Genomic DNA, 23,534 nt, shown 5'->3' on the forward strand with positions numbered 1-23,534 from the left:
GTTCTCCAACGGACGCCGGCGCGCCACCGGGTCAATCGTAGGTACGGATGTCGTCGATGACCTTGCCGTCATTGGGCAGGCCCCCCGGCGCCACGAACTCGATCTCGCCACGCAGCTTGGTGATGTCACGCAGGCTGGCAATCAGGGCCTCACCAAGGGCTTCGCTGCCATGGACTTCGCACCGCAAGGTCATGCGATCCGTCAGGTCCGGGTTGTCCACGACGAGGCGTGCGCGCGCCACCTCGGGGTGGCGCTTGAGCACTGCGGCGACCTGCCCCGGATGCACGAACATGCCCTTCACCTTGGTGGTCTGGTCGGCACGGCCCATCCAGCCCTTGATACGCGTATTGGTACGGCCACACGGGCTCTGTCCGGGCAGGTAGGCGGACAGATCGCCGGTGCCGAAGCGGATGAGCGGGTAGTCCGGATTGAAGGTGGTGACCACCACCTCGCCCACTTCGCCTTCAGCGACCGGATCGCCCGTACCGGGCCGTACGATCTCGACCAGCACATCCTCGTCGATCACCAGGCCTTCGCGGGCCGGCGTCTCGAAGGCGATGAGGCCGATGTCGGCGGTGGCATACGCCTGATAAGCCTCGATGCCGCGAGCGGACAGCGCCTCGCGCTGGCTGGGCGGGAACGCCTCGCCCGACACGAAGGCCTTGGTGAACGGGACCGTCATGCCCGCCTCGTCAGCCTTTTCGATGAGAATGCGCAGGAAGGACGGCGTGCCCGAATAGGCATTGGGTTGCAGGTCGCAAATCGCTTCGAGCTGCTGATCGGTCTGACCGACGCCGCCCGGGAACACGGTACACCCCAAGGCATGCGCGGCCGTTTCCATCATCGAGCCGGCCGGGGTCATGTGGTAGGAGAAGGTGTTGTGGACCAGATCACCCTCACGGAATCCAGCCGCGTGAAAGGCCCGGGCCAGTCGCCAATAGTCGGGGCGATTGCCTTCGGGTTCATAGATCGGCCCCGGCGACGCAAACACCCGCGCCGTCGTCCGCCCCCAACCCGCCGCGGCAAACCCACCGAAAGGCCGCGCGCCCTTCTGCAGCTCGAGCAGTTCGGACTTGCGGGTCACCGGCAGTGCCGCCAGTGCCTCGCGGGAAGTGATGGTTGACGGATCGATGTTCGCCAGCAACCGGGCAAATGCCGGCGCCTTGCTTCGCGCATGGGCGATCTGCCCCGGTAATCGGGCCAACAGATCGCGCTCCCGCTCGGCGGGGTCACGGGTTTCTCGCGCGTCGTAATGGGTCATGGTGATTCCTTTGTTGCTTGCGTACCACTGGCCTTACTTGAGTCACATCGTCCCCGGCGTCGCCTTGCTCGGCCGGGCTGGGTTTGCAGCCGCGATGATTGCTCCAAGGCGTCACGACAGCCAGCGCTTGCGGCGGCGATAGTGCTTCACATCCCGGAAGCTCTTGCGCCCCTCGCCCGACAGACCGAGGTAGAACTCCTTCACGTCCTCGTTGTTGGCCAGATCCTTCGCGTCGCCTTCCATCACGATGCGGCCAGACTCGAGGATGTAGCCGAAGTCGGCATAGCGCAGGGCCACCATGGTGTTCTGCTCGGCCAGCAGGAAACTCACGTTTTCCTTGCTGTTGAGGTCCTTCACGATCTCGAAGATCTCTTCCACGATCTGCGGCGCCAGCCCCATGGACGGCTCGTCGAGCAGCACCATTTCGGGGTTGGCCATGATGGCGCGGCCAATCGCGCACATCTGCTGCTCGCCGCCCGAGGTGTAGCCGGCCTGTGAGCCGCGACGGGTCTTCAGGCGCGGGAAGTAGTCGTAGACCATGTCGAGGGTGCGCTTGATGCCGGCGTTGCCATCGGGCCGGGTGTAGGCGCCGGTGAGCAGGTTTTCCTCGATGGTCAGATGCTCGAAGCAGTGGCGCCCTTCCATCACCTGGATCACGCCCTTGCGCACCAGATCGGCCGGGGTCATCTGGTCGATGCGCTGGCCCTTGAATTCGATGTTGCCCTTGGTCACATCACCGCGCTCGGCGCGCAGCAGATTGGAGATGGACTTGAGCGTGGTGGACTTGCCCGCGCCGTTGGCGCCCAGCAAGGCCACGATCTTGCCCTTGGGCACTTCGAGTGAGACGCCCTTGAGCACGAGGATCACGTGGTCGTAGATGACCTCGATGTTGCTGACGCTCAGATAGACATCATTGGGTGCGGCGGTCGCAGTGTTCATGAAGTTCGTCCTGCCTGCGTGGGTTCGGGATGCCCCGAAGGGCATTCGGAGGGTCGGCGAAACGCACGCGCGGTCCTGCAGCACATGCGCTTGGCCGACCTCCCGGTGGGGAGGTCGCCGGCATCACCCGAAGGTGACGCCGGTCACGGTGGCTACCGCGGCAATTACATTTCCTTGGAGCAATCGCGCGGGGTGATGCCCTTTTCCTTGGCGTAGGCCGCGGCGGAGGCCTCGATCATCGGACGCACCACTTCGCGGTCGGCCTCGATCCAGTCGGTCACCACGTTCCACTTGGCACCGTCCCAGGTCTGGAACTTCACCTTGCCGGCACCTTCGTGATCGGAGCAGGTGACCTTAAGGTCGGGCAGGAAGCCTTCGGCACCCAGGGTCTTGAGGCGGGCAGCGTCGATGTTCAGGTGCTCGAAGCCCCAGCGCACCTGCTCGCCGGTCAGGGCCTTGCCCTCACCGAACTTGGCCTGGGCTGTGCGCAGCGCCTCGACCATGATGATTCCGTGCACCACGCCGCGGTTGTAGAGCACGGAGCCGACCAGGTCCTTCTTCTCCATGTTGCCGTGGCCCTTGGCGTAGACGTTGGATTCGATGTCCTTGATCACCGGGTAGTCGGCGCCAGCGACGTTGAAGCCGGCGGCGGTGTAGCCCTTGGCCACGTTACCGGCCGGGATCACGTCTTCCTCGGAACCGGACCACCACACGCCGACGATGTTGTCGGCCTTGTAGCCGGTCTTGGCGGCCGTCTTGATGGCGGTGGAGTTCATCACGCCCCAGCCCCACAGCACGACATAGTCCGGGCGCTCCTTGCGGATCTGCAGCCACTGGGCCTGCTGCTCGTTACCCGGGTGGGCCACGGCAATCTTGAGGACCTCGAAACCATGCTTGGCCGCCAGCGCATCCATGATGGCGTGGGATTCTTTACCGTAGGCGGAGTCGTGATAGAGCAGGCCGATGCGCTTGCCCTTGAGCTTGTCCATGCCGCCGGCCTTCTGACCGATGTATTTGACGATGGTCGAGGCCTGGGACCAGTAGGTGGTCACCAGAGGGAACACCCACGGGAACACGGAGCCATCGGCCGCGTCGGTGCGGCCGTAGCCGATGGTCACCAGCGGGATCTTGTCTTCGGCAACCTTGTCGATCACCGAGTAGGTGATGCCGGTGGACACTGGCTGGAAGGCCGAGTTACCGGTCTCCCCCTTGTTCTTCAGACGCTCGTAGCACTCGACGCCACGGGCGTTGTTGTATTCGGTCTCGCACTCTTCCCAGACCAGCTTCACGCCGCCAACGCCGCCATCGCGCTCGTTGATCATCTGCATGTAGTCGATCCAGCCGCCGAACAGGGAGGCCCCGTTGGCGCCATAGGGGCCGACACGGTAGCTGGGCAGACCGATGAACTGCTCGGCCGACCAGGCCGCGGCGGAACCGAGCATGCCGGCAATGGCAGCACCGAGTACGACTGTTTGCTTGAGCTTCATGAATGTCTCCTCTCTTTATTTGGTGTGTCGCGCTTACTACAGATGAACAGTGGCCTTTCCCGAACGGATTGGCCTCAGTGCGGGAACGGCCAGAGCCGCAGTTTTTCCTTGCCGATCTGCCACAGGCGCGCGAGCCCGTGCGGTTCGACAATCAGGAAGAAGATGATCAGCCCGCCGAAGACGATGAGCTGGAGGTTGGATACGAAGGATGCCGACACCAGGTCGCCGAGCACCACCGGCACAAAGTTGTCCAGGAAGATCGGCAGCAGCACGATGAAGGCCGCGCCCAGGAAGGAGCCCATGATCGAACCCACCCCACCGATGATGATCATGAACAGGATCTTGAAGGACAGATCCAGGTTGAAACCCTCGGGCTCCACCGTGCCGATGTAGGCGTAGGCGTAGAGCGCCCCGGCCACGCCGCAGTAGAAGGACGACACCGCAAAGGCCAGCAGCTTGGTGCGCATCAGGCGGATGCCGATCACCTCGGCCGCCACGTCCATGTCACGCACCGCCATCCACATGCGCCCGGTGGTCGAGCGCACCATGTTCTTGGCCAGCAGCGCCATGACCACCACGATGGCCAGGGTGAGCAGGTATTTCGACTCCGGGCTCGCAAAAGTGTAGCCGAGGATGACGATATCCTGCGCCGTGATCACGCCCGAAGACGAGTAATTGGAGAACCACTCTACCTTCACCAGCACCCAGACGATGAAGAACTGCGCCGCCAGCGTGGCCACCGCCAGATAGAAGCCCTTGATGCGCAGGCTGGGCAGGCCGAACAGGATGCCCACCAGCGCCGCGCACACCCCGCCGAGGATGAGCGCCAGGATAAAGGGCATGCCGTCGATGCGCAGGATGAAGTTGTAGGCCCCGAAGGCCCCCACCGCCATGAAGGCGGCCGAACCGAGCGAGAGCTGACCGGCGTAGCCGGTGAGGATATTCAGGCCCAGCGCGGCGAGCGAAAAGATCAGCACCGGGGTGATGATGGCCTTGAGCCAGTACTCGCTGGCGATCATCGGCACCACCAGGGCAAAGACCCCGATGAGCAGCAGGATGCCGATGCGGTCCTGCGCGATCGGGAAGATCTGCTGGTCTGCCTCGTAACTGGTCTTGAACTGACCGGCTTCACGGTAAAGCATGGGTTGTCTCCGGACTCATTCTTGTCATCAATTCAAACGTGTTCATCGTGTCAGGCTGAGGCGTCATTCTTCGTAGGCCTCGTCCCTCCCCCTTCAAGGGGGAGGTCAGGAGGGAGATGGGTTGCCGTTCGATTCGCCCCCATCCCCACCCCAACCCTCCCCTTGAAGGGGAGGGAGAAAACAGCACCCTCACCCGCCGCCGGGCCGCCCCAAGGCGGGTGACAGCCCCCTCGGGGGGCAGCGCCGAGGCGCCAGCCCCAAGCGTGGGGGCTTACACTCACACTCGATCAATGTGCTTTTCGCCGAACAGACCTTCCGGTCTGACCAGCAGGAAGCCCAGCGCCAGCATGTACGGGAACCAGGATTCGATACCGCCGCCCACGAACGGGCCGACATAGACCTCCGCGAGCTTCTCCGATGCACCGATGATCAGGCCGCCCACGATGGCCCCCGGCACCGAGGTAAAGCCCCCCAGAATCAGCACCGGCAGCGCCTTGAGCGCGGTGTAGGTGAGCGCGAACTGCACGCCGTTGCGGGCGCCCCAGATCATGCCGGCCACCAGGGCCACAAAACCCGCCACGCCCCAGACGATGGCCCAGATGTGCTTGAGCGGGATGCCGATGGACAGCGCCGCCTGGTGATCATCCGCCACCGCGCGCAGGGCACGCCCGATGCGGGTGTATTGGAAGAACAGCGCAAGCACCGTCACCAGCACGCCGGCGGCGACCGCCGCGAACACATCGAAGGTCGAAACCAGAATGTTGAATTTGTCGAGCAGCCACTCGACCGGCACGTCCTCGATGCCCAGATCCAGACCGCGCACACTGGCGCCCCAGATGCCCTGGGCAATCCCTTCGACCAGGAAGGTGAGACCGATGGTGGCCATGAACAGGGTGATCGGCGGCTGATTGACCAACGGGCGCAGCACGAACTTCTCGGTGCAGATGCCCAGCACGATCATGCTCGCCAGCGCCAGCAAGAAGGCCAGCCAGAACACCGCCTGGCCACCGGCTTCCAGTCCGGTCCAGCCGGGCAGCACCTCGAGAAAGCCCACGAAGGTCAGCGCGGCAAAGAACACCATGGCGCCCTGGGCGAAGTTGAACACCCCCGAGGCCTTGAAGATGAGCACGAAACCGAGGGCCACCAGCGCGTACAACACACCGGAGAGCAGACCACCGATAAGCACTTCGAAAAAGAAAGTCATTTCATCTGTCTCCCGTGCTCAGTGCGAGGTGCCCAGGTAGGCCGCAATGACCTCGGGGTTGTTCTTCACTTCATCCGGCTCGCCGTCGCCGATCTTCTTGCCGTAGTCGAGCACCACGACGCGGTCGGAGATGTCCATCACCACGCCCATGTCGTGCTCGATGAGCACGATGGTGGTGCCGAACTGGTCATTCACATCGAGGATGAAGCGACACATGTCCTGCTTCTCTTCCACGTTCATGCCGGCCATGGGCTCGTCGAGCAGCAGCATGGAGGGCTCGGCGGCCAGCGCCCGGCCCAGTTCCACCCGCTTCTGCAGGCCATAGGGCAGGCGCCCCACCGGCGTCTTGCGGATGCTCTGGATCTCGAGGAAGTCGATCACTTCTTCCACCTTGTGGCGGTGCTCGATCTCTTCCTTGCGCGCCGCGCCCCAGTGCAGGGCGTGCTGCAGGAAGTTGCACTTCATCTTGAGGTTGCGCCCGGTCATGATGTTGTCGAGCACACTCATGCCCTTGAACAGGGCAATGTTCTGGAAGGTGCGGGCGATGCCCTGCGAGGCGGCCGTGTAGGGCTCCATCTCGCGGCGCACTTCGCCACGGAAGGTCACCTGCCCCTCCTGCGGGTGATACACCCCGTTGATCACGTTGAGCATGGAGCTCTTGCCCGCGCCATTGGGGCCGATGATCGAACGGATCTCGTGCTCGCGCACGTTGAAGCTGATGTCGGTCAGTGCCTTGACGCCCCCGAAGGAGAGCGAAATGTTCTCCAGGTTCAGGATGACGTCGCCGATTTCCCGTGCCATGTCCTCTCCTCAGGCAGCAGGCCGGGCGGCCTGGGACGCGAAGGTCTTCACGTCGAGAATGCGCAGGTCCGCCGAGACCTTGCCCCGACGACCATCTTCGTACTTCACTTCGGTTTCGATGTGCTGGCGGGTCTTGTCCGAGAACAGCGCCTCGATCAGCTCGCCGTACTTCTCCGAGATGAACTTGCGGCGCACCTTGCGGGTACGGGTCAGTTCGCCGTCGTCGGCGTCCAGCTCCTTGTGCAGGATCAGGAAGCGTTTGACCTGCGACTCGCTCATCATCGGGTCGGAGGCCAGTTGGGCATTGACCTCTTCCAAACACTCGCGGATGAGCTCATAGACCGCGTCCTGCCCGGCCAGATCGGTATAGCCGGCATAGGACAGGCCACGTCGCTCGGCCCAGTTGCCCACGGCTTCCAGGTCGATGTTGATGAAGGCGGTCACGAAGTCCCGATCACTGCCGAAGGCCACGGCCTCCTTGATGTGCGAGAAGAACTTGAGCTTGTTCTCGATGTAGTTGGGCGCGAACATGGCGCCGCTGTTGAGCTTGCCCACATCCTTGGCGCGATCGATGATCTTGAGGTGGCCGTCTTCGTCGAAGAACCCCGCATCGCCGGTAAGGAAGTAGCCCTCGTCATTGAGCGATTCGGCCGTGGCATCCGGGCGCTTGTAATAGGCCTTGAGCAGCATCGGGCCTTTCACCAGAATCTCGCCGTTCTCGGCCAGCTTCACTTCCACGCCCGGCGCCGGCTTCCCGACCGAGTCGAGCTTGATCTGGCCGTCCGGCTGCAGGCACACATAGGCGCAGGTTTCGGTCTGGCCGTAGAGCTGCTTGAGGTTGATGCCGATCGAACGATAGAAGCGGAACAGGTCCGGCCCGATGGCCGCGCCGGCCGTGTAGGCCACGCGAATGCGCGAGAAACCGAGCACGTTCTTGAGCGGGCCATAGACGAACACGTTGCCCAGCGCATACATGAGCTTGTCGCCCGCCGACACCGGCTTGCCGTCCAGGATGTCCGCGCCGCAGCGCTTGGCCACGTCCATGAATTTGTTGAACAGGGTGCGTTTGATCCAGCCGGCGTCTTCCATGCGGATAAGCACGGTGGTGAGCAGGTTCTCGAACACGCGCGGCGGGGCGAAGTAGTAGGTGGGGCCGATCTCGCGCAGGTCGGTCATCACCGTCTCACCCGACTCCGGGCAGTTGATGGTGAAGCCGGTGACCATGGCCTGAGCATAGGAGAACAGGTGATCGCCCACCCACGCCATCGGCAGGTAGGAGAGGATGTCTTCGTTCTCGGTAAGCTTGTCGAACTGCTGGCCGCCGCGGGCCGATTCGATGAAGGCAAGGTGCGTCTGGCACACGCCCTTGGGCTTGCCGGTGGTGCCCGAGGTGTAGAGCATCACCGAGATGTCGTTGCTCTGGCCCTTGTCGATTTCGTTGTCGAGGAAGTCCGGCTGGTTCTTGTCGTGGGCCTCGCCCATGGCAATCAGCTCGTCCAGCCCGAGCAGGAAGGTGTCGGCGTAGTGGCGCATGCCCCGGGCGTCGTCATAAACCACATGCTCAAGGAAAGGCGCATCGCCCTTGATCTCGAGCATCTTGTCCACCTGCTCCTGATCCTCGACCACGGCGATCTTGATCTCCGCGTCCTGGAGCACATAGACCATCTCCTCGGCCACCGCGTCCTGATAGAGCATGACGGGGATGCCGCCCAGACACTGGCACGCGGCCACCGACCAGTACAGTCGGGGCCGGTTATCGCCAATGATGGCCAGCCGGTCGCCGCGCTTGAAGCCCAGCTCGGCCAGCCCGCAGGCCATGGCCCGCACCTCCCGGGCCACATCGGCCCACGAGTAGGTCTGCCAGATGCCGAATTCCTTCTCCCGCATGGCGGGGTGATCCGGTCGAGTCCGTGCGTGGTGCATCAGCATGCGCGGGAACGTGTCCAGCACTGCCTGACCATGGGGGTCTGACATACCCGTCTCCTCTCCTCCGTTATTCGTCCCGCCTCTGTCGAGCGCGGTTGGGGCGTCTAGGCCCCGAGTTGAGGATGGAGTCTGCCGGCGCACCTTTGCGCAACTTCTTCGCAAATGTACGCAATTGTGACAATCAAGAAATCGAACAGATACCGCCGTCGCACCGAGGCCGGGTCAGCCGTCGCGATCGCCGGTATACCGCTGCCGAAAGGCCGCCGGCGTCACCCCGGTCATGCGGCGAAAGAACTTGACGAAGTTGGTCGGCTCCGAAAAGCCCAGCTCATGCCCGATGGTGGCCACCGGCGTATCCGCATGGGCCAGCAGACGCTGCGCTTCGAGCGTCACCCGCCGATCGATGACCTGTTTGGCGCTGCGCCCTTCCATGCGAAGACAGGCCCGGCTCAGCGTACTGGCGGCATACCCCAGGCGCGCCGCGTAGTACTGCAGGCTGTGCTGCGCGCGAAAGCCTTGCTCCAGGGCATCGACAAACAAACGATAGGGGCCTTGTGTCACGCCGGCGCTTTCCGATATTGCCCCGGTCGCGGCATGGCATTTGGCCAGCTGCAGCATGACCACCAGCAACTCGTGCCGTATGAGCTGCACGTCGCGCTCGCTGCCGTCGTAACGCGTGAAATCGGCCTCCAGACCCCCCGCACTGGCGCCAACCCGGGCGTGCCCGGGCCCGTCGAGCCAGGCATGCGTCGGCCATTGATCGAGCAACAGCAGATCACGCTCGCGCCGCGCATCACCCACGGCGGTGTTCTGCGGCAACGCGACCGGCGACACCAGCGCCAGCATGCCCCCGTAGTCCCCCTCGAGATGCCATCGCTGAACCTGCCCAGGCCGGACGAAGATCACCGCCCCCGGCCCCAGAGGGTAATCGACGAAATCCACCGTGTGACGCCCCGAGCCGTCTGACACCAGCATCAGCATGAAGAAGTCCACACGCTCCGGCTGGGCCATCACCCCGGCATCGACGCGCTGCCGGAAGCGGGCCGGGCTCATCAGTTCGATCCCCAGCCGCTCAAGCGCTGGATTGTGGAAAGCGACATGCCGAAACGGCGGCTGGACATCCACGCCGCTCATGACCGAACCCGCTCGATCAATCCAGCAGGCGCCAGTCCATCAGACGCTCGATTTTGATCATTGAAACGCACCATACGACCTGCCTGATCAGCACTCAAATATCCAGAATATGGCTCATTAGAACCAACAACCCGACAAATCATCAAGCGCATTCAATCTGACAAGGAAACGAAAATGATCACTTCATGCATCCAGCACCTCGGTCGTGCCGCCGTGCTCCTCGCGTGTCTCACGAGCGCCGCCACTGCCGCCACCCCCTCAACGGAGAAACCCATGTCCAATACCGAAAAAGTCGTCGCCCTGCTCAAGAGCATCGAAACCGGTGACACCGCCCCCGTGGCCTACATCAACCCCACCCGCTACACCCAGCACAATCTGGCGGTCGGTGACGGCCTGGCCGGCTTCGGCGCAGTGCTTCAGGCGCTGCCGCCCGGCAGTGCCCGCGTCAACACGGTGCGCGCCTTCGCAGACGGGGATTACGTCTTCACCCACACCAAATACAACTTCTTCGGCCCCAAGATCGGCTTCGATATCTTCCGCTTCGACAACGGACAGATCGTGGAGCATTGGGACAACCTGCAGGTCACGCCCGAGGCCCCCAATCCGTCGGGCCGTTCGATGATCGACGGCCCCACCCAGAGCGAAGCCCTTGAGAAGACGGAAGAGAACAAGGCGCTGGCGCGGCAGTTTGTCGAAGACATCCTGATCGGCGGCAAGATGGCCCAGCTTCAGCAGTACTTCGACGGCGACAACTACATTCAGCACAACCCGCAGATCGCCGACGGGCTGAGCGGCCTCGGCGCCGCGCTTGAGGCCATGGCCAAGCAAGGCATCGAGATGAAATACGACCGGATCCACAAGGTGCTTGGTGAAGGCAACTTCGTGCTCGTGGTCAGCGAAGGATCGCTGGGCGGCACCCATACCGCGTTTTACGATCTCTTCCGCATCGCCGATGCCAGGATCGCCGAACATTGGGATGTCATCGAAGCCATCCCGCCGCGCGCCGAATGGAAGAACGACAACGGCAAGTTCTGAGCCCTCCGGCTCCGGGTCGTTCACCGCGCCCCGGAGTCCGCACGGCCGGGGCGCCCGCGGGCGGCGCTCCCGGCCATTGAAACGTCATCATCGGCAACACACGCCCTTATCAGCCGGCGCTGACACGCGAACGGGCGAGAAACTGGGTAAAGTTGGGCTGACAGCCACTCGACCCGATCCGCCGCATGCGCCCTCGCCACATCATCCGACTGCTGCTCGTTCCCATCCGCGCCGTCATCAAGACGCTCTCGGACCGCTGCACCACCTACGCGGCGGCACTGGCCTACTACTCGGCCTTTTCGCTCGCCCCGATCCTGGTGCTGGCGGTCTCGGTGGCCGGCCTGTTCTTCGGGGAAGAAGCCGCCAGCGGCCGCATCGTCGGCGAGCTGCAATCGCTGATCGGGCCCGATGGCGCGGCACTGGTCCAGCGCCTGATTGCCGCCAGCGCCCAGTCGGGCGACGGCCTGATCGCCACGCTCATCAGTACCGGCGTCATGCTGCTCGGTGCCACCGGCCTGTTCATGCAGATGGGCCACGGCTTCGAAGCGGTCTTCGGCCGTCCCAACAAGTCACGCGCCGCCTGGGTGAACCTGCTCATGGCCCGCCTCAAGGGCCTGACCGTGGTGTTCGGCATCGGCTTTCTGCTCATGGTCTCGCTGGTGGCCAGCGCCGCCATCGTGGCGGTGGGCGAGTACGCCACCCGCGGCATGACGGCCCTGTTGTGGCTGGCCTCCATCCTGCAGCTGGCCATCACCATCAGCCTGCAGAGCGTCATGATCGCCATCCTCTACCGGGTGCTCATTCCGGCGCGCCTGACCAAGAAGTCACTGCTCGCCGGCGCCATGGTCACGGCGGTGCTGTTCGAGGTGGGCAAGTGGGGCGTCGGCCTCTACATGGGCCGCGCCGGGCTGGACAGCACCTTCGGCGCCGCCGGCTCACTGGCGGTCATTCTGGTGTGGGTCTACTACGTGTCGCTGATTCTGCTTTACGGCTCGGAGATCACCTACCAGCTCGACCGCCTCGATCGCATTGACGGACGGATCATTCGCCATCCGAAGAAAAAACAGCGCAAGGCCGATGTGGCCGCGGCAAAACAGCGCCAGGTCGCCGACGCGCTGCGCGCGGACGAAAACACGCCGGTACTGCTCAAGCCCGCCGCCGATGGCATCGCTCCCGCCGCCCGACCGCTCACCCCGGCCGCAAACACCCGGGAACAGGTCAGCCCGGGCGCGTGACGCATCCAACGAAACCGGGGCCGCCAACTGCGCTAGACTGAACGCCATCGCCCACGATGGAGTCGACGCGCATGCAGCCTCAGGTTTTCACCCGGCCCGCCAAGGCCACCACCTGGATGAGCGTATTCCTCGCCGTGGTCGCGGTCATCGCGGCCATCCTGGCCCCGCAGCTGGCCGATGCCTTCATGGCCAACATGGCCTTCAACGGCCTCATCCTGCTGGTGTTGCTGGTGGGCATCGGCGTCAATCTCCGTCAGGTCTGGCGCCTGCAGCGCGAGGTGCTGTGGGTCGATGACTTCGCCCAGCGCCCCGACGCCCCCCCCAGTGCCGAACGCCCGGTGCTGCTCGCCCCCATGGGCCGCATGCTGGCGGGCCGCTCACAAGGCCGCTTCCATCTCTCGCCGGCGTCCATGCGCTCCATCCTCGACAGCGTGCAGATCCGCCTCGAGGAACAGCGTGACCTCTCCCGCTATCTCATCGGCCTGCTGATCTTCCTCGGTCTGCTGGGCACCTTCTGGGGCCTGCTGGCCACCATCCGCTCGGTGGGCGACATCATCGGCTCCATGAACGTGGGCGCCGATGCGGTGGCCATGTTTGACGCCCTCAAGACCCGTCTCGACGCGCCGCTTTCGGGCATGGCCACCAGCTTCTCCACTTCATTGTTCGGACTGGCCGGCTCGCTGGTGGTGGGTTTTCTCGACCTGCAATCCGGCCACGCGCAGAACCGCTTCTACAACGAGCTGGAAGAGTGGCTCTCGCACATGACGCGTCTGCCCTCGGGCACACTGAGCGAGGGCGACGGCGGCTCGGTGCCGTCCTATGTACAAGCCCTGCTCGAACAGACCGCCGAGAGCCTCGACCGCATGCAGCGCACCGTGGTCGAGAGCGAACGCGAACGCCGCCAGAGCGGCGAACAGCTGGGCGAACTGAACAACCACCTCAACCGGCTGGCCGACCTCATGGGCCGCGAGTCACGCGACCTGGCCACCATGGCCGAAGACCAGAACGAGCTGCGCGCCCTGATCCGGCAAATGGCCCAGCACCCGGCCCAGGCCAACGCCCTGTCCGAGGACATCCGGGCCGAACTGCGGCTGCTGTCGCGCACCATCGCCGCGGCCCTCGACAACCGCAAGGCCGACTGATGGCCGTGCTCAGACGCCGCCGCGGGCTCGACTTCTGGCCGGGCTTTGTGGACGCCCTGGCCGCCCTGTTGATGGTGATGATCTTCGTCATCCTCATCTTCACCATCGGTCAGTTCGTGCTCAGCGACGCGGTCAGCGGCCGCGACCGGGCCATCTCGCGCCTGAATGCCGATCTGGCCGAAATCGCCCGCCAGCTCAGCCTCGCCACCGACGCGAAAACCCAGGCCGAAGCCCAGATGGCCGAACTGTCTGCCAGCCTCGCCCAGTCGCAGGAAAAAGAGCGCACGCTGGCCATCGACCTGAGCGCTTCGGAAGACGCCCGCCTGGCCGCCGAAGAAGAGTCGGCCCGGCTGGTCAACGACATCGCCGCCCTGCAGCGCCTCAAGGCCGAGCTGGAAGTCGAGGCCGCGCGCCTGGCGGTGGCCCTCGACACCAGCGAGACCAGCCTCACCGCCGAGAAGGAAGTGTCGGCCCAGAGCATTGCGCAGATGGAGCTGCTCAACCGCCAGCTGGCCGCCGTGCGCACCCAGCTTGAAGAACTCAACAACGCCCTCGATGCCGCCAAAGCCGCGGCTGCGGACAAGGACCTCAAGATCGAGGAACTGGGCAAGGAGCTGAACATTGCCTTGGCCCAGCGCACCCGGGAACTGGCCCGCTACCGCTCCGAGTTCTTCGGCCGCCTGCGCGCGGTGCTCGACAAGCGCGATGACATCCAGATCGTGGGCGACCGCTTCGTGTTCTCCAGCGAAGTGCTGTTCGACAGCGCCTCGGCCGATGTCTCCGAAGCCGGCAAGGCACAACTGGCCCAGCTGGCCAGCACGCTCAAGACCCTGGCCAAGGACATTCCCGACGATCTGCCCTGGGTGCTGCAGGTGGACGGTCATACCGATCGCCGCCCCATCAACACCGAGCGCTACCCCTCCAACTGGGAGCTGTCCACCGCCCGCGCGGTAGCCATCGTCAAGTTCCTGCGCAACGCCGGCATCCCGCCAGCGCGCCTGGCCGCCACCGGCTACGGGGAATACCACCCGCTCGACCCCGGCAACTCCGCCGAGGCCTACGCCCGCAACCGGCGCATCGAACTCAAGCTGACCAGCCCCTGAGCGACACCCGGACGCCAGCGCCACGGTGACGCGACGTCTATACTGAACATGGCTCTTGATGCATTGCACGGGCGCTTCCGCCAGGGAGACGTGCCGGCCGTCGGCCGGCATTCAACGCAGCGCATGAAAGGAGGACCCATCATGGTCAAGACGCTGACCGCCGCCTACGGATCGCTGGATGCGGCACGCAACGCGCTCGATGAACTGATCTCGGACGGTATCGACCGGGAAAAGATGTTTCTCGACACCTCGCGTGCAGAACTCAAGGTGATGATCCCCGACGCCATTGAGCGGGAGATCACCGAGATCCTCGCGCGGCACGACCCCAAGTCGCTCCACTGAGCGCACCCCACGGCCCTGCGCCGGAGGCTGACGCCTTCGCCCAGGGCCGTTTCATGTGCAGCAGGCGCCCCTGGAGCAAGTGGCATCAAGCTTGCACGCCTGTCGGCTGTCTTCCGCAATCCGACATCGACACCGACATGCTGACGCCAGACGAAGCCCGCGCCCGACTTGCCGCCCGCCCCCTGCCCGACAACCCGTGGATCGAAGTGACCGAACAGGCCATCCTGATCCACGCCGGCTACACCGAGACCATTGAGCACCTGCTGCGCTGGGTGCCGAAAACCCGGTGGTCGGCCCGCCATCGCTGCTGGATCGTCCCGCTGACCGGTCTGGAAATGGTGCGCACGGCCCTGCCCGAAATCAGCCGTCTGGCCGAAGCCATGCATGGCGCACCGCCCAGCGTTGCCGACGACCCTGCCCAGCCCCTGACCGAGGCCACGGCCCGCCGCCTGTTTCGCGACAATGCCCGCCTGCTTTTCGGCAGCGACTGGCAACGCGAGACCGCCCGCGCACTCGGCCGGGACGAAGCTGCGCTGGCCCAGTGGCTGATCGGCGAAGCCGTCCTCGAAGCGCCCTACCAGACCCTGCTCGTCGAGATGCACGCGCTCATGGTGCGTCGGGCAGCCGCCATCACCAGCGCCGCGGAACAGCTCGCAGCGCGCGTCAATCCGCAGTAGGTCGCCCTCTCAAAGACGACGCACGGGGGCAGCCAGGGCGGTGAATTCGATTGCACTGGCGCGATCGAAAACCGTCGGCTCCAGATCGAACACGAACTGGTTGTCGTACCAGGTACCGGCATAGGGCAGGAAGCACGGGCTTTCGGGCAATTCGGCCACCGCCTTGCCCTCGGCCAGCAACGCCGGCTTCACGCCCCGTTCCGCTTCGAGCGGCACATTGTCGTCACCGAAGACCTCGAACTGCAGAAACAGCTTGACGCTCTTCTGCCCGCCTTCGGGCGTCTCCACCAGGGTGGCGCGAATGTTCTGGTAACGACGACCGACGGCCTCGTCTTCCAGGGGCTGCAGAAACTCGTTGAGCTGGCCCTTCTTGAGCCGGGTCTCGTCCGACAGGGGAATGCCCAGCGATCTGAGGCTCAATCCCTTGGCCTTGCCGGGGGCCAGTTCGATACGGGTCGTGTCTTCCTTGAGTGCGATCACACCAAACTCCTTGTCATGTTTCCGACATCACGCCGGGGTCTCGACAGGAAACAGCAGGTTTGATGCCAGGCAGACTGTCCACATGCGCGGCCTCAATCGCCCGCGCTGGCGGGCGTTGCGGCGCATCCGGGCGAGCGCTGCGCCGCCCTGGCCCGGCCAGGCACGGTTTTCGCAGAACAGGACTGAGCCCATCACTGCCGTGCGCACACCACCATGCCGACCGACGCCCAGCCCCTGCTCGTTGCCGTCTCGACCAAGGACCAGCACCAGATCGACCAGCACTTCGGCCATGCCGACGTGTTCGCCATCTATGCCCTCGATGATGCGGGCGCCCGCTTCGCCGAGACGCGGGAAGTGGCCCACTACTGCCAGGGCGGCTACGGCGACGAGGACAAGCGCGAGGTCATCCTGCGCACGCTGGCCGACTGCACGGCGCTGTTCACGGCCCGCATCGGCGACGGCCCCCGATCACGACTCGAAGCGGCCGGCATCCAGGCCGTCGACGACTACCCCTATGGCGCCATCGAGCCCTCGCTGTGCGACTGGTTCGCCAAGCGCTAGACACGCCACCAGACACTCACCCCCGCCCCTCATCTGACCTCCAGGAGTTCAACACCATGGCACGCATCGGCATTTTCTTCGGCACCGACACCGGCAAGACCCGCAAGGTGGCCAAGCAGATCAAGAAAGCCTACGACGACGAGACGATGGACAAGCCGGTCAATGTGAACAAGGCCGACCCGGACGCATTCGCCGCCTACGACTACCTGATTCTCGGCACCCCCACCCTCGGTTCCGGCGATCTGCCCGGCCTGTCGGCCGACGCCCAGGAAGAGAGCTGGGAAGAGTTTCTGCCCAAGATCGAGGACAAGGATTTCAGCGGCAAGACCATTGCCCTGTTCGGCCTCGGCGACCAGGAAGGCTATCCGGACGAGTATGTAGACGCGCTGGTCGTGCTCTACGACTTCTTCAGCGACCGCGGCGCCAACATCGTGGGCGCCTGGCCGACCGATGGCTACGAATTTGCCAGCTCTCAATCGGTGATCGACGACAAGTTCGTCGGCCTCGCGCTCGACCTGGACAATCAGGCCGACAAGACCGACGAGCGCGTGGCCGCCTGGCTGGCACAGATCGCCCCGGCCTTCGATCTGCCGACCTGAGCCTGCCCTGTTCTGACACACGGCGCCATCAGGCGACGAGCGGACCGGAAGACCGCCAACGCAGGGCATTTCACGCCATCTCGCGTGCGGAACGAGGCTCTTCTCTAATAGCGCGGGCTTTTGATGGCGAATGCCCGAACGACACGGCGTCCTCCGGGCGTGTCAGCACGGCGGCGATCAGCCGCCATCGCCATGCGTCACCCGTCACCGGGGCTTGAGTCCGGCCGCACGCCTCCGTTAGGGTATTGAGCCTTGCTCGAATCCTTGATCCGATGGCGTAAGGAGTCCTGACACCATGCGCTGGCAACACGCCGCCCTCTCCCTGCTGCTGGCGCTGGTCCTCACGGGCCCGGCCCGAGCCGCCTCGCCGCTGGACGACCCGCGCCAGCATGGCATGGTGCGCGTGGCCGAAGACATCTGGGCCGATGCGGCCATGGAGGCCGAGGCACGCGAGCAACTGGTGCCGCTGGTGCGCCAGGCGCAACAGCGAGTCGCACGTCATTACGGCACACTGGCCGGGGCGGCCAACGTCGTTTTCTGCGCCACCCGGAGCTGCTATCAGCGCTTCGGCGCCCATGGTCTCGGCTTTTCCGATGGCAGCCATGTTCTCATCGCGCCCCGTGGCCGTCGCGTCGCCATCGTGGCCCATGAACTGGCTCATGTGGAGTTGGCCACACGCCTGGGGGGCATGGATGCGGTCATGCGTTCGGTGCCCCAATGGTTCGACGAAGGGCTCGCGGTACTGATCAGCGGGGCAGAAGAGTTCAACGAAAGCACCTGGCGTGCCGCCACCGACGAAGGGCGCAGCGCCCCCGCCCTCGACGAGCTGGCCGACATGGACAGCTGGAACCGGCTGACCGGCACCGACGGCGCCGGCATGCACCTGACCTATGGCACGGCTTGCCACGAACTGCGTCGCTGGACGCAAGCCGCTGGCCCCGAGGGGCCGCGCAACGTCGTCAGCGCCCTGCGCAATCATGAGCCCTTCGCGGCCGCCTATCGCCGTATCGAGGCGCAGTCCGACCCGTTGCCCGTGTTTGCGGCCCACGACGGCCAAGCATGGACCTCGGCCAATGCCGCCGATGGCGGGCTGACCCCGCAAACGATTCGGGCCTCGGTCGCCCGCCCATGAAAAAGCCGCTTGTGAAAGCGGCTTTTGGCTGAAGGCTTCACCCGATCAGTTCGGGTTGAACGCGCGATCATAGATCGCATGCCCATCGGGCGCCCAGCCCCCCTCCCGGCTCATCGGCTCGATCACCCCGCGATTCAGGGTGTTGCGGTTGTTGCCGCTGAGAATCTTCCGGCTGTAGCGCTCGCTGTTTTCGGTGGGTGCGCCATACACGGCCTTGCCGGACATGCGCATCGGGCCCACACCTCGCGGCGGGGTCATGGTCTCGTTCATGCCATAGAAGGCATTGTAGTAAGCATCGTGCGGTGTCACGTGGGCGCTCGCCACGCCGGTGCTCATCATGGCGGTCATACCCATCGCTGCAATGATCATTCTGGTTTTCATGTGTGCTCTCCTGTTGCTTTGAAACGGGACCAGCGCCTGATATTGGTCGCTGGTTACAGTCTGTACGGACGTACTGCCGATCTGGATGCAGTTTTTTTCACCCATCCGGTCTCGCGATCCGCGCCAGGCATTCGGACATGCACGCTTGCTCGCGAGGCGCCTGAAGCGCTTTCCATCGGCTCAGGACAAAATCAGCCCCACGGTCAGCGCCCACTCGAGAAAGAAAAAACCGCCCGCAGGCGGTTTCTTCATCCGTCGCGAGCGGCGATCAGTTCGGCTCGGTCGCCTTGTCATAGGCCTTGTGGCCCGCGCCCTTCGGCAGCGTCTCGCCCGTATGGACCGGATCCGCCACGTCGTTCATCTCGTTCTTGTTCTGACCGCTGAGGATTTCTTCGGAGTAGCGGGTGTCACCGTCGCTGGGCTCGCCGTAGGCCGACTTGCCTTCCATGGTGTCGATGTCTTTCTTCATTTCGCCATGCGGCGGCGTGGCCAGCTGGTTATCGCCCTGGATCGCCTCATAGTAAGGCTCCTGCGGCACCTGGTCGGCAGCCAGCACGGCACCGGTGGTGAGCATGGAAGAGACGCCGATCACGGCAGCAATCATCTTGGTTTTCATGTGTGTTCTCCTTTTCAGTTTCTTGGTGATCTGTCCAGAAGCTGTCATGTCGTCGTGCGACTGAACATGGCTCAATGCTAAGGAGCAGGCCGGGCGCCCAGCATCGGCACAGACTGAAACGCCTGTCGGCACAGGCTGACAGGCGTCGGAGAAGACTCACAGGACCACGGATCGGGTTCCGGGTCAGTGACTCGTGCCCTCGGAGCGACGGGTCTTGTTGAACACGTTGTACTTGCCGATAGGCTTGGACGCCGGCAGGCGCTTGATCTCCTGCCAGGTGGTCGCGTCGTAGAAGATGATGGCGCCGTCCATTTCCATGAGGCTGGCAATAGCGTAGCGCCCGTTGCGCTCGAACTCGATGTGCGCCAGCGTCTTGCCCGGCTCGCTGACGGTGCCCACGATCTCGAAGGTCCGCTTGTCGAGAATCTGCAAGGTGTCGTGGCCCTCGCGGCTCATCATGGAATCGATCCAGGCGTAGGGCGAGTTCTCATGACTGCGCATGAAAAAGCCGGGGCCGAGGGTCTTCACCTCCTTGAGCAACGACCAGTCCTTCATGTCGATGATGCTGATCTTGCCCTCCTTGAGATTGGGGGAGGCCATCACCGTGCGCCCCTCCCACTGCCAGGTGATCCCCGAGCCCAGATGCGGCATGCCGCTGATGGCCAGGTCGGCGATCTTGCGACGCACGTCGAGATTGACCACCTGCCCCTGGTGCGTCTTGCGCGCCGTGCCCATCACCTCGGCGTAGTCCTGGGTGAAGAAGAAATCATCCAGCACGTCGTCGAGCACGGTCCGGCGCGGGTTGAGGTAACCCGGCACGAAGCTGCCTTCCTTGTACTGATAGTCGTGGATGTAACCGGTCGCGACCGCTTCGGCCTTGGGGTCGTAGCTGATCTCCCACAGTTCGGGCACATCCTTGAGCGCGGCCACAAAGCTCTTGCGCGGCGCGGCGTCATATACGGCCGAGACGCGTGAGCTGTGCTCGCCAGTGGCGTCTTTCGCTTCGATCACCTTGATGAGATTCAGATCTCCGTCGAGCAGCACCAGCGAGTGCGGCAGGTAGTTGGCCACGGCGATCACCTTTGCATCGGAGGACACGGCCAGGTTGCGGGTGTTGATGCCGGCGCGGATCTCGGCAATCGGGGTCAGGTTCCAGATGTCGTACTTGGTGATCCAGCCATCGCGTGAGGCGAAGTAGACAAAGCGCCCGTCGGGGGTGAACTTCGGCCCGCCATGCAGGGCAAAGCGCGAAGCGAATCGATGGACGCGCTCCATGCGGTCGCCGTCGAGCACCGACACATGATGGTCGCCCTGCTCCACCACCAGAAACAGGTTGAGCGGGTCGGCATCGAAGCTGATCTTGTTCGGCAGCGTGCTCGCATCCGCATGAACGATGCGGGATGCGCGAATCTGCGCCGCGCTCCACTCAGGCACAACGCCGGTGTCGGTGTAGATCCATGCCGCCACGGCATCGATCTGCGCGCTCGAAAGCGTGCCGGCAAAGGCCGGCATCTGGGTAGCGGCACGCCCATTGGCAATCACCTGTTTTGCGACGGCCGGCTTCAGGCGCGCCAGACTCTCGGGCAGCAAGGCCGGCCCCATCTGACCGATGCGCCCGGCACCGTGGCAGGCGGCGCAATGCTGCTCGTAAATGCGTTCGCCTTCGCCCGGCGCATCGGCGCGCGCAAACGACACGCCCAGCGCCAGGGCCACCAGCACGATCACATGAATGAGGGTGTGCATTGCCGTGGCTCCGTCAGGCCGAGCGTCGCACGAAAGGCGTGAGCTGCACGCGCGGCTGACGCAGCCCGTGGCGGACGCCGATTTCGTCGTCATCGAGATAACAGGCCGGGTCTTCCTGCCAGGCGTCGCCGGTCAGTTGCTGCGCCCGCACCCGCGTGTTGCCACCGCAGATGTCAAAGAAGGCGCAGTCGCCGCAACGCCCCTTCACCTGCCGGGGCCGGGCCTTGAGCCCCGCCATCAGCGGGTCGGAGGTATCGGACCAGATCTCGCCAAAGGCCCGCTCCTTCACGTTGCCCAGGGTGTGGTGCCACCACATGGTGTCCGGGTGCACATTGCCCAGGTTGTCGATATTGGCCACGTTCACGCCGCTGGCGTTACCGCCCCACTGGACGAGCTTCGCGCGCAGGTGCTCCGCCTTCTCCGGGAAGTGCCGTTCCACCCACTGCAGGAAATAGACGCCATCGGCATCGTTGTTACCGGTGGTGAATTCGCGCACCCGACCGGCGAGCACGTCGCTCCAGCAGGTCTCGAAGAGCAGATCCATCGCCCAGCGGGTGAGCTGGTGGTGGGCATCGTCCTTGCGGTTCTTGTTACCCCGCCCAGCGTAGTTCAGGTGTGAAAAATAGAAGCGGTCGATGCGCTCTTCCTCCACCAGGTCGAGCAAGGCGGGCAGATCGTCGGCATTGTCCTGTGTCATGGTGAAGCGCACGCCCACCTTGACACCCAGCTCGCGGCACAGGCGAATGCCGTCCAGAGACTCGTCGAACGCCCCTTCCTTGCGGCGGAAGCGGTCGTGCGTCCCGGCGATGCCATCCAGGCTCACGCCCACGTAGTTGAAATCGACGGCGGCAATGCGATCAATGTTCTCTTCGGTGATCAGCGTGCCGTTGGACGACAGCGCGGTGTAGAAACCCATCGATTTGGCACGATGGGCGATCTCGAAGATGTCGGGGCGCAACAGCGGCTCGCCGCCCGAGAGGATCAGCACCGGCACTTTGGCGGCTTTCAGATCGTCCATCACCGAAAACACCTGCGACGTGTTCAGCTCACCCGGGAAATGCGTGTCCGCCGAAATGGAATAGCAGTGCTTGCAGGTGAGGTTGCAGCGGCGGATCAGGTTCCAGATCACCACCGGGCCGGGCAGGTCGCGGCGCGGCCCGGCCTCGGTCGGCTTGACCAGTTCCTGCATGTACTGTGAGAGGCGAAACATGCCAGAGCACTCCTCGAAGTTCGTGCAGGCATTGTCCGGCGCCACCTGTCCGTGTGCGTTGATTGGCGTCAAGCGCATCGGCCATGCCGACGAATTCCCCAGCCGCTCCGGATGCCCGTGCAGGAATCGGCTGACAAGGCTATCAGCCGTGGCGGACAGGCCCGGCCATCGGCGGCACGTACAGTGGATTCGTCGCTTCCACGGTGTCTCTCCCACCCACCTTGGCCGCGAACAACAACTCAACAGACCAAGGAGCAACCCATGAAAAGCACAGTCATGAGTGTCGCCCTCGCCGGACTGCTCTCGCTGTCCGCCGTCGGCTGCGCCGTCACCCGAGACCAATCCACCGTTGGCGAATATGTCGACGACGCCACCATTACCACCCGCGTGAAGGCGAAGTTCGCCAAAGACCCCGTGGTGAGCGCCATGGCCATCAGCGTCGAGACGCTCAAGGGCACCGTCCAGCTCTCCGGCTTCGCCAAGTCTTCCCTTGAAAAGAACAAGGCCGAAGCCCTGGCACGCCAGACCCCGGGCGTGAAAGATGTAAACAACGAGATCCAGGTCAAGTCCTGACCTATTCCCGCTGATACGTCGAAACTCTGAAAAGGCGACCTGACCAGTCGCCTTTTTTACGTTTACTGCTTCGGGGATGTGCGGGAGGCGTATGCGAATGATCGCCACTGGCGAGGAGCGGTCTGTCGAGCTCTCGCGCTAACGGTCCCCTTCGGACCTGAAGCGGTCCTTGGCGTAAGCCGCTCGAACACATTCGATAGACATGACGTCATGCCAATCGTATGCTCGTGGGCACGAAATGCTCCTGTCACGACTGCGGGGTTTGTTGATTTGGTTATCACTGCACATAAATACAGTTTCTGTTGTAAGTCCCAGTGTCATCAAGGGATTCAGCCTGCCGGCTTCGGCAGGTTATACCGCAGTCCCGTGGTTACGCCCGCAATTTTGCGGTCTACAACGAGTTAGTTTTCTATAGCTATGAATGTGATATTGGATTTTGAACGCTTGGCTTACGAGGCGAGTGCTGAGGTGGAAAGAACGGGCAACATTTCCAGCATTGTCCCTTTTTGCACAGGTATGCTTGATCTGATTAAGCGAAACCCTGCATTGCGTTCGGAATTCTGCGAAGCAATTAAAAGACTCTGGTACAGCAAAAAAGTTGAAGAGGGGCTAATTGAATTATGTTGTCATGCACTCCAATGGCATGAGTTAAAACGTGATTTTGCTGAAGCCCTCGTTGAGGCAGAGAAAAATGGGCCTTGGAATGACCGGCAGTATTTAGGCCGTGTAGTTGAAGCGTTTGATTCAGACTGGGAAGACGCCAAGGATTTTTATGCTGACTACTTCAACAACTAACAATCGCGTCAACGGG

24 protein-coding genes are annotated in these 23,534 nt (G+C 63.7%); 11 read left to right on the forward strand and 13 right to left on the reverse strand.

What is annotated here, in order from left to right:
- Positions 1-31: 31 nt before the first annotated feature.
- The 8 genes from J0W34_RS18450 to J0W34_RS18485 all read right to left on the reverse strand — a co-directional run bounded on the left by J0W34_RS18450 (position 32) and on the right by J0W34_RS18485 (position 9,894).
- The gene (locus J0W34_RS18450; protein WP_230969730.1) at positions 32-1,261 is read right to left on the reverse strand and encodes a phenylacetate--CoA ligase family protein; all 1,230 of its coding nucleotides are present in this window, start codon (positions 1,259-1,261) and stop codon (positions 32-34) included.
- 111 nt (positions 1,262-1,372) lie between these two features.
- The gene (locus tag J0W34_RS18455; RefSeq protein WP_230969731.1) at positions 1,373-2,200 is read right to left on the reverse strand and encodes an ABC transporter ATP-binding protein; all 828 of its coding nucleotides are present in this window, start codon (positions 2,198-2,200) and stop codon (positions 1,373-1,375) included.
- A gap of 164 nt (positions 2,201-2,364) precedes the next feature.
- Positions 2,365-3,687 (reverse strand): ABC transporter substrate-binding protein, encoded by a 1,323-nt coding sequence (locus J0W34_RS18460; protein WP_230969732.1) that lies wholly within the window; start codon positions 3,685-3,687, stop codon positions 2,365-2,367.
- Between the two features lie 74 nt (positions 3,688-3,761).
- Positions 3,762-4,829 (reverse strand): branched-chain amino acid ABC transporter permease, encoded by a 1,068-nt coding sequence (locus J0W34_RS18465; RefSeq protein WP_227816716.1) that lies wholly within the window; start codon positions 4,827-4,829, stop codon positions 3,762-3,764.
- Between the two features lie 277 nt (positions 4,830-5,106).
- Positions 5,107-6,033 (reverse strand): branched-chain amino acid ABC transporter permease, encoded by a 927-nt coding sequence (locus tag J0W34_RS18470; RefSeq protein WP_227816717.1) that lies wholly within the window; start codon positions 6,031-6,033, stop codon positions 5,107-5,109.
- 18 nt (positions 6,034-6,051) lie between these two features.
- Complete coding sequence (locus J0W34_RS18475; protein WP_227816718.1) at positions 6,052-6,834, reverse strand: ABC transporter ATP-binding protein; 783 nt, start codon at positions 6,832-6,834, stop codon at positions 6,052-6,054.
- 9 nt (positions 6,835-6,843) lie between these two features.
- Complete coding sequence (locus J0W34_RS18480; protein WP_230969733.1) at positions 6,844-8,808, reverse strand: AMP-dependent synthetase/ligase; 1,965 nt, start codon at positions 8,806-8,808, stop codon at positions 6,844-6,846.
- A gap of 174 nt (positions 8,809-8,982) precedes the next feature.
- Positions 8,983-9,894 carry an AraC family transcriptional regulator gene (locus J0W34_RS18485; protein ID WP_230969734.1) on the reverse strand — a complete coding sequence of 304 codons (912 nt, stop codon included), beginning with the start codon at positions 9,892-9,894 and terminating at the stop codon, positions 8,983-8,985.
- Between the two features lie 273 nt (positions 9,895-10,167).
- On the opposite strand from J0W34_RS18485, the gene J0W34_RS18490 reads away from it, so the two are divergent.
- The 6 genes from J0W34_RS18490 (at position 10,168) to J0W34_RS18515 (ending at position 15,428) form a co-directional block, all read left to right on the forward strand.
- On the forward strand, positions 10,168-10,929 hold the full coding sequence (locus tag J0W34_RS18490; RefSeq protein ID WP_230969735.1) for a nuclear transport factor 2 family protein: 762 nt from the start codon (positions 10,168-10,170) through the stop codon (positions 10,927-10,929).
- Between the two features lie 185 nt (positions 10,930-11,114).
- A complete protein-coding gene (locus J0W34_RS18495) occupies positions 11,115-12,164 on the forward strand; it encodes a YihY/virulence factor BrkB family protein (RefSeq protein ID WP_230969736.1) in 1,050 nt (349 codons plus the stop codon).
- A 71-nt stretch (positions 12,165-12,235) separates the two neighbouring features.
- Entirely contained in the window at positions 12,236-13,306 is a 1,071-nt protein-coding gene (locus J0W34_RS18500; RefSeq protein WP_230969737.1) for a flagellar motor protein MotA, read from the forward strand.
- Positions 13,306-14,409: a peptidoglycan -binding protein gene (locus J0W34_RS18505; RefSeq protein ID WP_230969738.1), complete on the forward strand. Its 1,104-nt coding sequence runs from the start codon at positions 13,306-13,308 to the stop codon at positions 14,407-14,409. Before J0W34_RS18500 ends, J0W34_RS18505 begins: the two co-directional genes overlap by 1 nt.
- Before the next feature lie 141 nt (positions 14,410-14,550).
- Positions 14,551-14,751 carry a hypothetical protein gene (locus J0W34_RS18510; protein WP_227816725.1) on the forward strand — a complete coding sequence of 67 codons (201 nt, stop codon included), beginning with the start codon at positions 14,551-14,553 and terminating at the stop codon, positions 14,749-14,751.
- Positions 14,752-14,888: 137 nt separating this feature from the next.
- Entirely contained in the window at positions 14,889-15,428 is a 540-nt protein-coding gene (locus J0W34_RS18515) for a hypothetical protein (RefSeq protein ID WP_230969739.1), read from the forward strand.
- Between the two features lie 9 nt (positions 15,429-15,437).
- Here the strand turns inward: J0W34_RS18515 and J0W34_RS18520 are convergent, their stop codons facing one another.
- Positions 15,438-15,908 carry a hypothetical protein gene (locus tag J0W34_RS18520; protein WP_230969740.1) on the reverse strand — a complete coding sequence of 157 codons (471 nt, stop codon included), beginning with the start codon at positions 15,906-15,908 and terminating at the stop codon, positions 15,438-15,440.
- 213 nt (positions 15,909-16,121) lie between these two features.
- Here J0W34_RS18520 and J0W34_RS18525 point away from each other — a divergent pair, with 213 nt between their 5' ends.
- The 3 genes from J0W34_RS18525 to J0W34_RS18535 all read left to right on the forward strand — a co-directional run bounded on the left by J0W34_RS18525 (position 16,122) and on the right by J0W34_RS18535 (position 18,200).
- A complete protein-coding gene (locus J0W34_RS18525) occupies positions 16,122-16,469 on the forward strand; it encodes a NifB/NifX family molybdenum-iron cluster-binding protein (protein WP_227816728.1) in 348 nt (115 codons plus the stop codon).
- A 56-nt stretch (positions 16,470-16,525) separates the two neighbouring features.
- Positions 16,526-17,068 carry a flavodoxin gene (locus tag J0W34_RS18530; RefSeq protein ID WP_227816729.1) on the forward strand — a complete coding sequence of 181 codons (543 nt, stop codon included), beginning with the start codon at positions 16,526-16,528 and terminating at the stop codon, positions 17,066-17,068.
- A 295-nt stretch (positions 17,069-17,363) separates the two neighbouring features.
- On the forward strand, positions 17,364-18,200 hold the full coding sequence (locus J0W34_RS18535; protein WP_230969741.1) for a hypothetical protein: 837 nt from the start codon (positions 17,364-17,366) through the stop codon (positions 18,198-18,200).
- A gap of 45 nt (positions 18,201-18,245) precedes the next feature.
- Here J0W34_RS18535 and J0W34_RS18540 read toward each other — a convergent pair whose 3' ends face one another.
- The 4 genes from J0W34_RS18540 to nirJ all read right to left on the reverse strand — a co-directional run bounded on the left by J0W34_RS18540 (position 18,246) and on the right by nirJ (position 22,150).
- The gene (locus J0W34_RS18540) at positions 18,246-18,581 is read right to left on the reverse strand and encodes a hypothetical protein (protein WP_230969742.1); all 336 of its coding nucleotides are present in this window, start codon (positions 18,579-18,581) and stop codon (positions 18,246-18,248) included.
- Positions 18,582-18,849: 268 nt separating this feature from the next.
- Complete coding sequence (locus J0W34_RS18545) at positions 18,850-19,197, reverse strand: hypothetical protein (protein ID WP_227816732.1); 348 nt, start codon at positions 19,195-19,197, stop codon at positions 18,850-18,852.
- 183 nt (positions 19,198-19,380) lie between these two features.
- Positions 19,381-20,940 carry a cytochrome D1 domain-containing protein gene (locus J0W34_RS18550; RefSeq protein WP_230969743.1) on the reverse strand — a complete coding sequence of 520 codons (1,560 nt, stop codon included), beginning with the start codon at positions 20,938-20,940 and terminating at the stop codon, positions 19,381-19,383.
- 13 nt (positions 20,941-20,953) lie between these two features.
- Complete coding sequence (gene nirJ, locus J0W34_RS18555; RefSeq protein ID WP_230969744.1) at positions 20,954-22,150, reverse strand: heme d1 biosynthesis radical SAM protein NirJ; 1,197 nt, start codon at positions 22,148-22,150, stop codon at positions 20,954-20,956.
- A gap of 261 nt (positions 22,151-22,411) precedes the next feature.
- Between nirJ and J0W34_RS18560 the strand changes: the two genes are divergently transcribed.
- Positions 22,412-22,723, forward strand: coding sequence for a BON domain-containing protein (locus tag J0W34_RS18560; RefSeq protein WP_227816735.1), 312 nt, complete (start codon positions 22,412-22,414; stop codon positions 22,721-22,723).
- A gap of 429 nt (positions 22,724-23,152) precedes the next feature.
- Positions 23,153-23,518, forward strand: a complete 366-nt coding sequence (locus tag J0W34_RS18565) for a hypothetical protein (RefSeq protein WP_230969745.1) — start codon at positions 23,153-23,155, stop codon at positions 23,516-23,518.
- The last annotated feature ends 16 nt before the right edge of the window (positions 23,519-23,534 follow it).

It is taken from the genome of Nitrogeniibacter aestuarii (assembly GCF_017309585.1).
Taxonomy (GTDB): domain Bacteria; phylum Pseudomonadota; class Gammaproteobacteria; order Burkholderiales; family Rhodocyclaceae; genus Nitrogeniibacter; species Nitrogeniibacter aestuarii.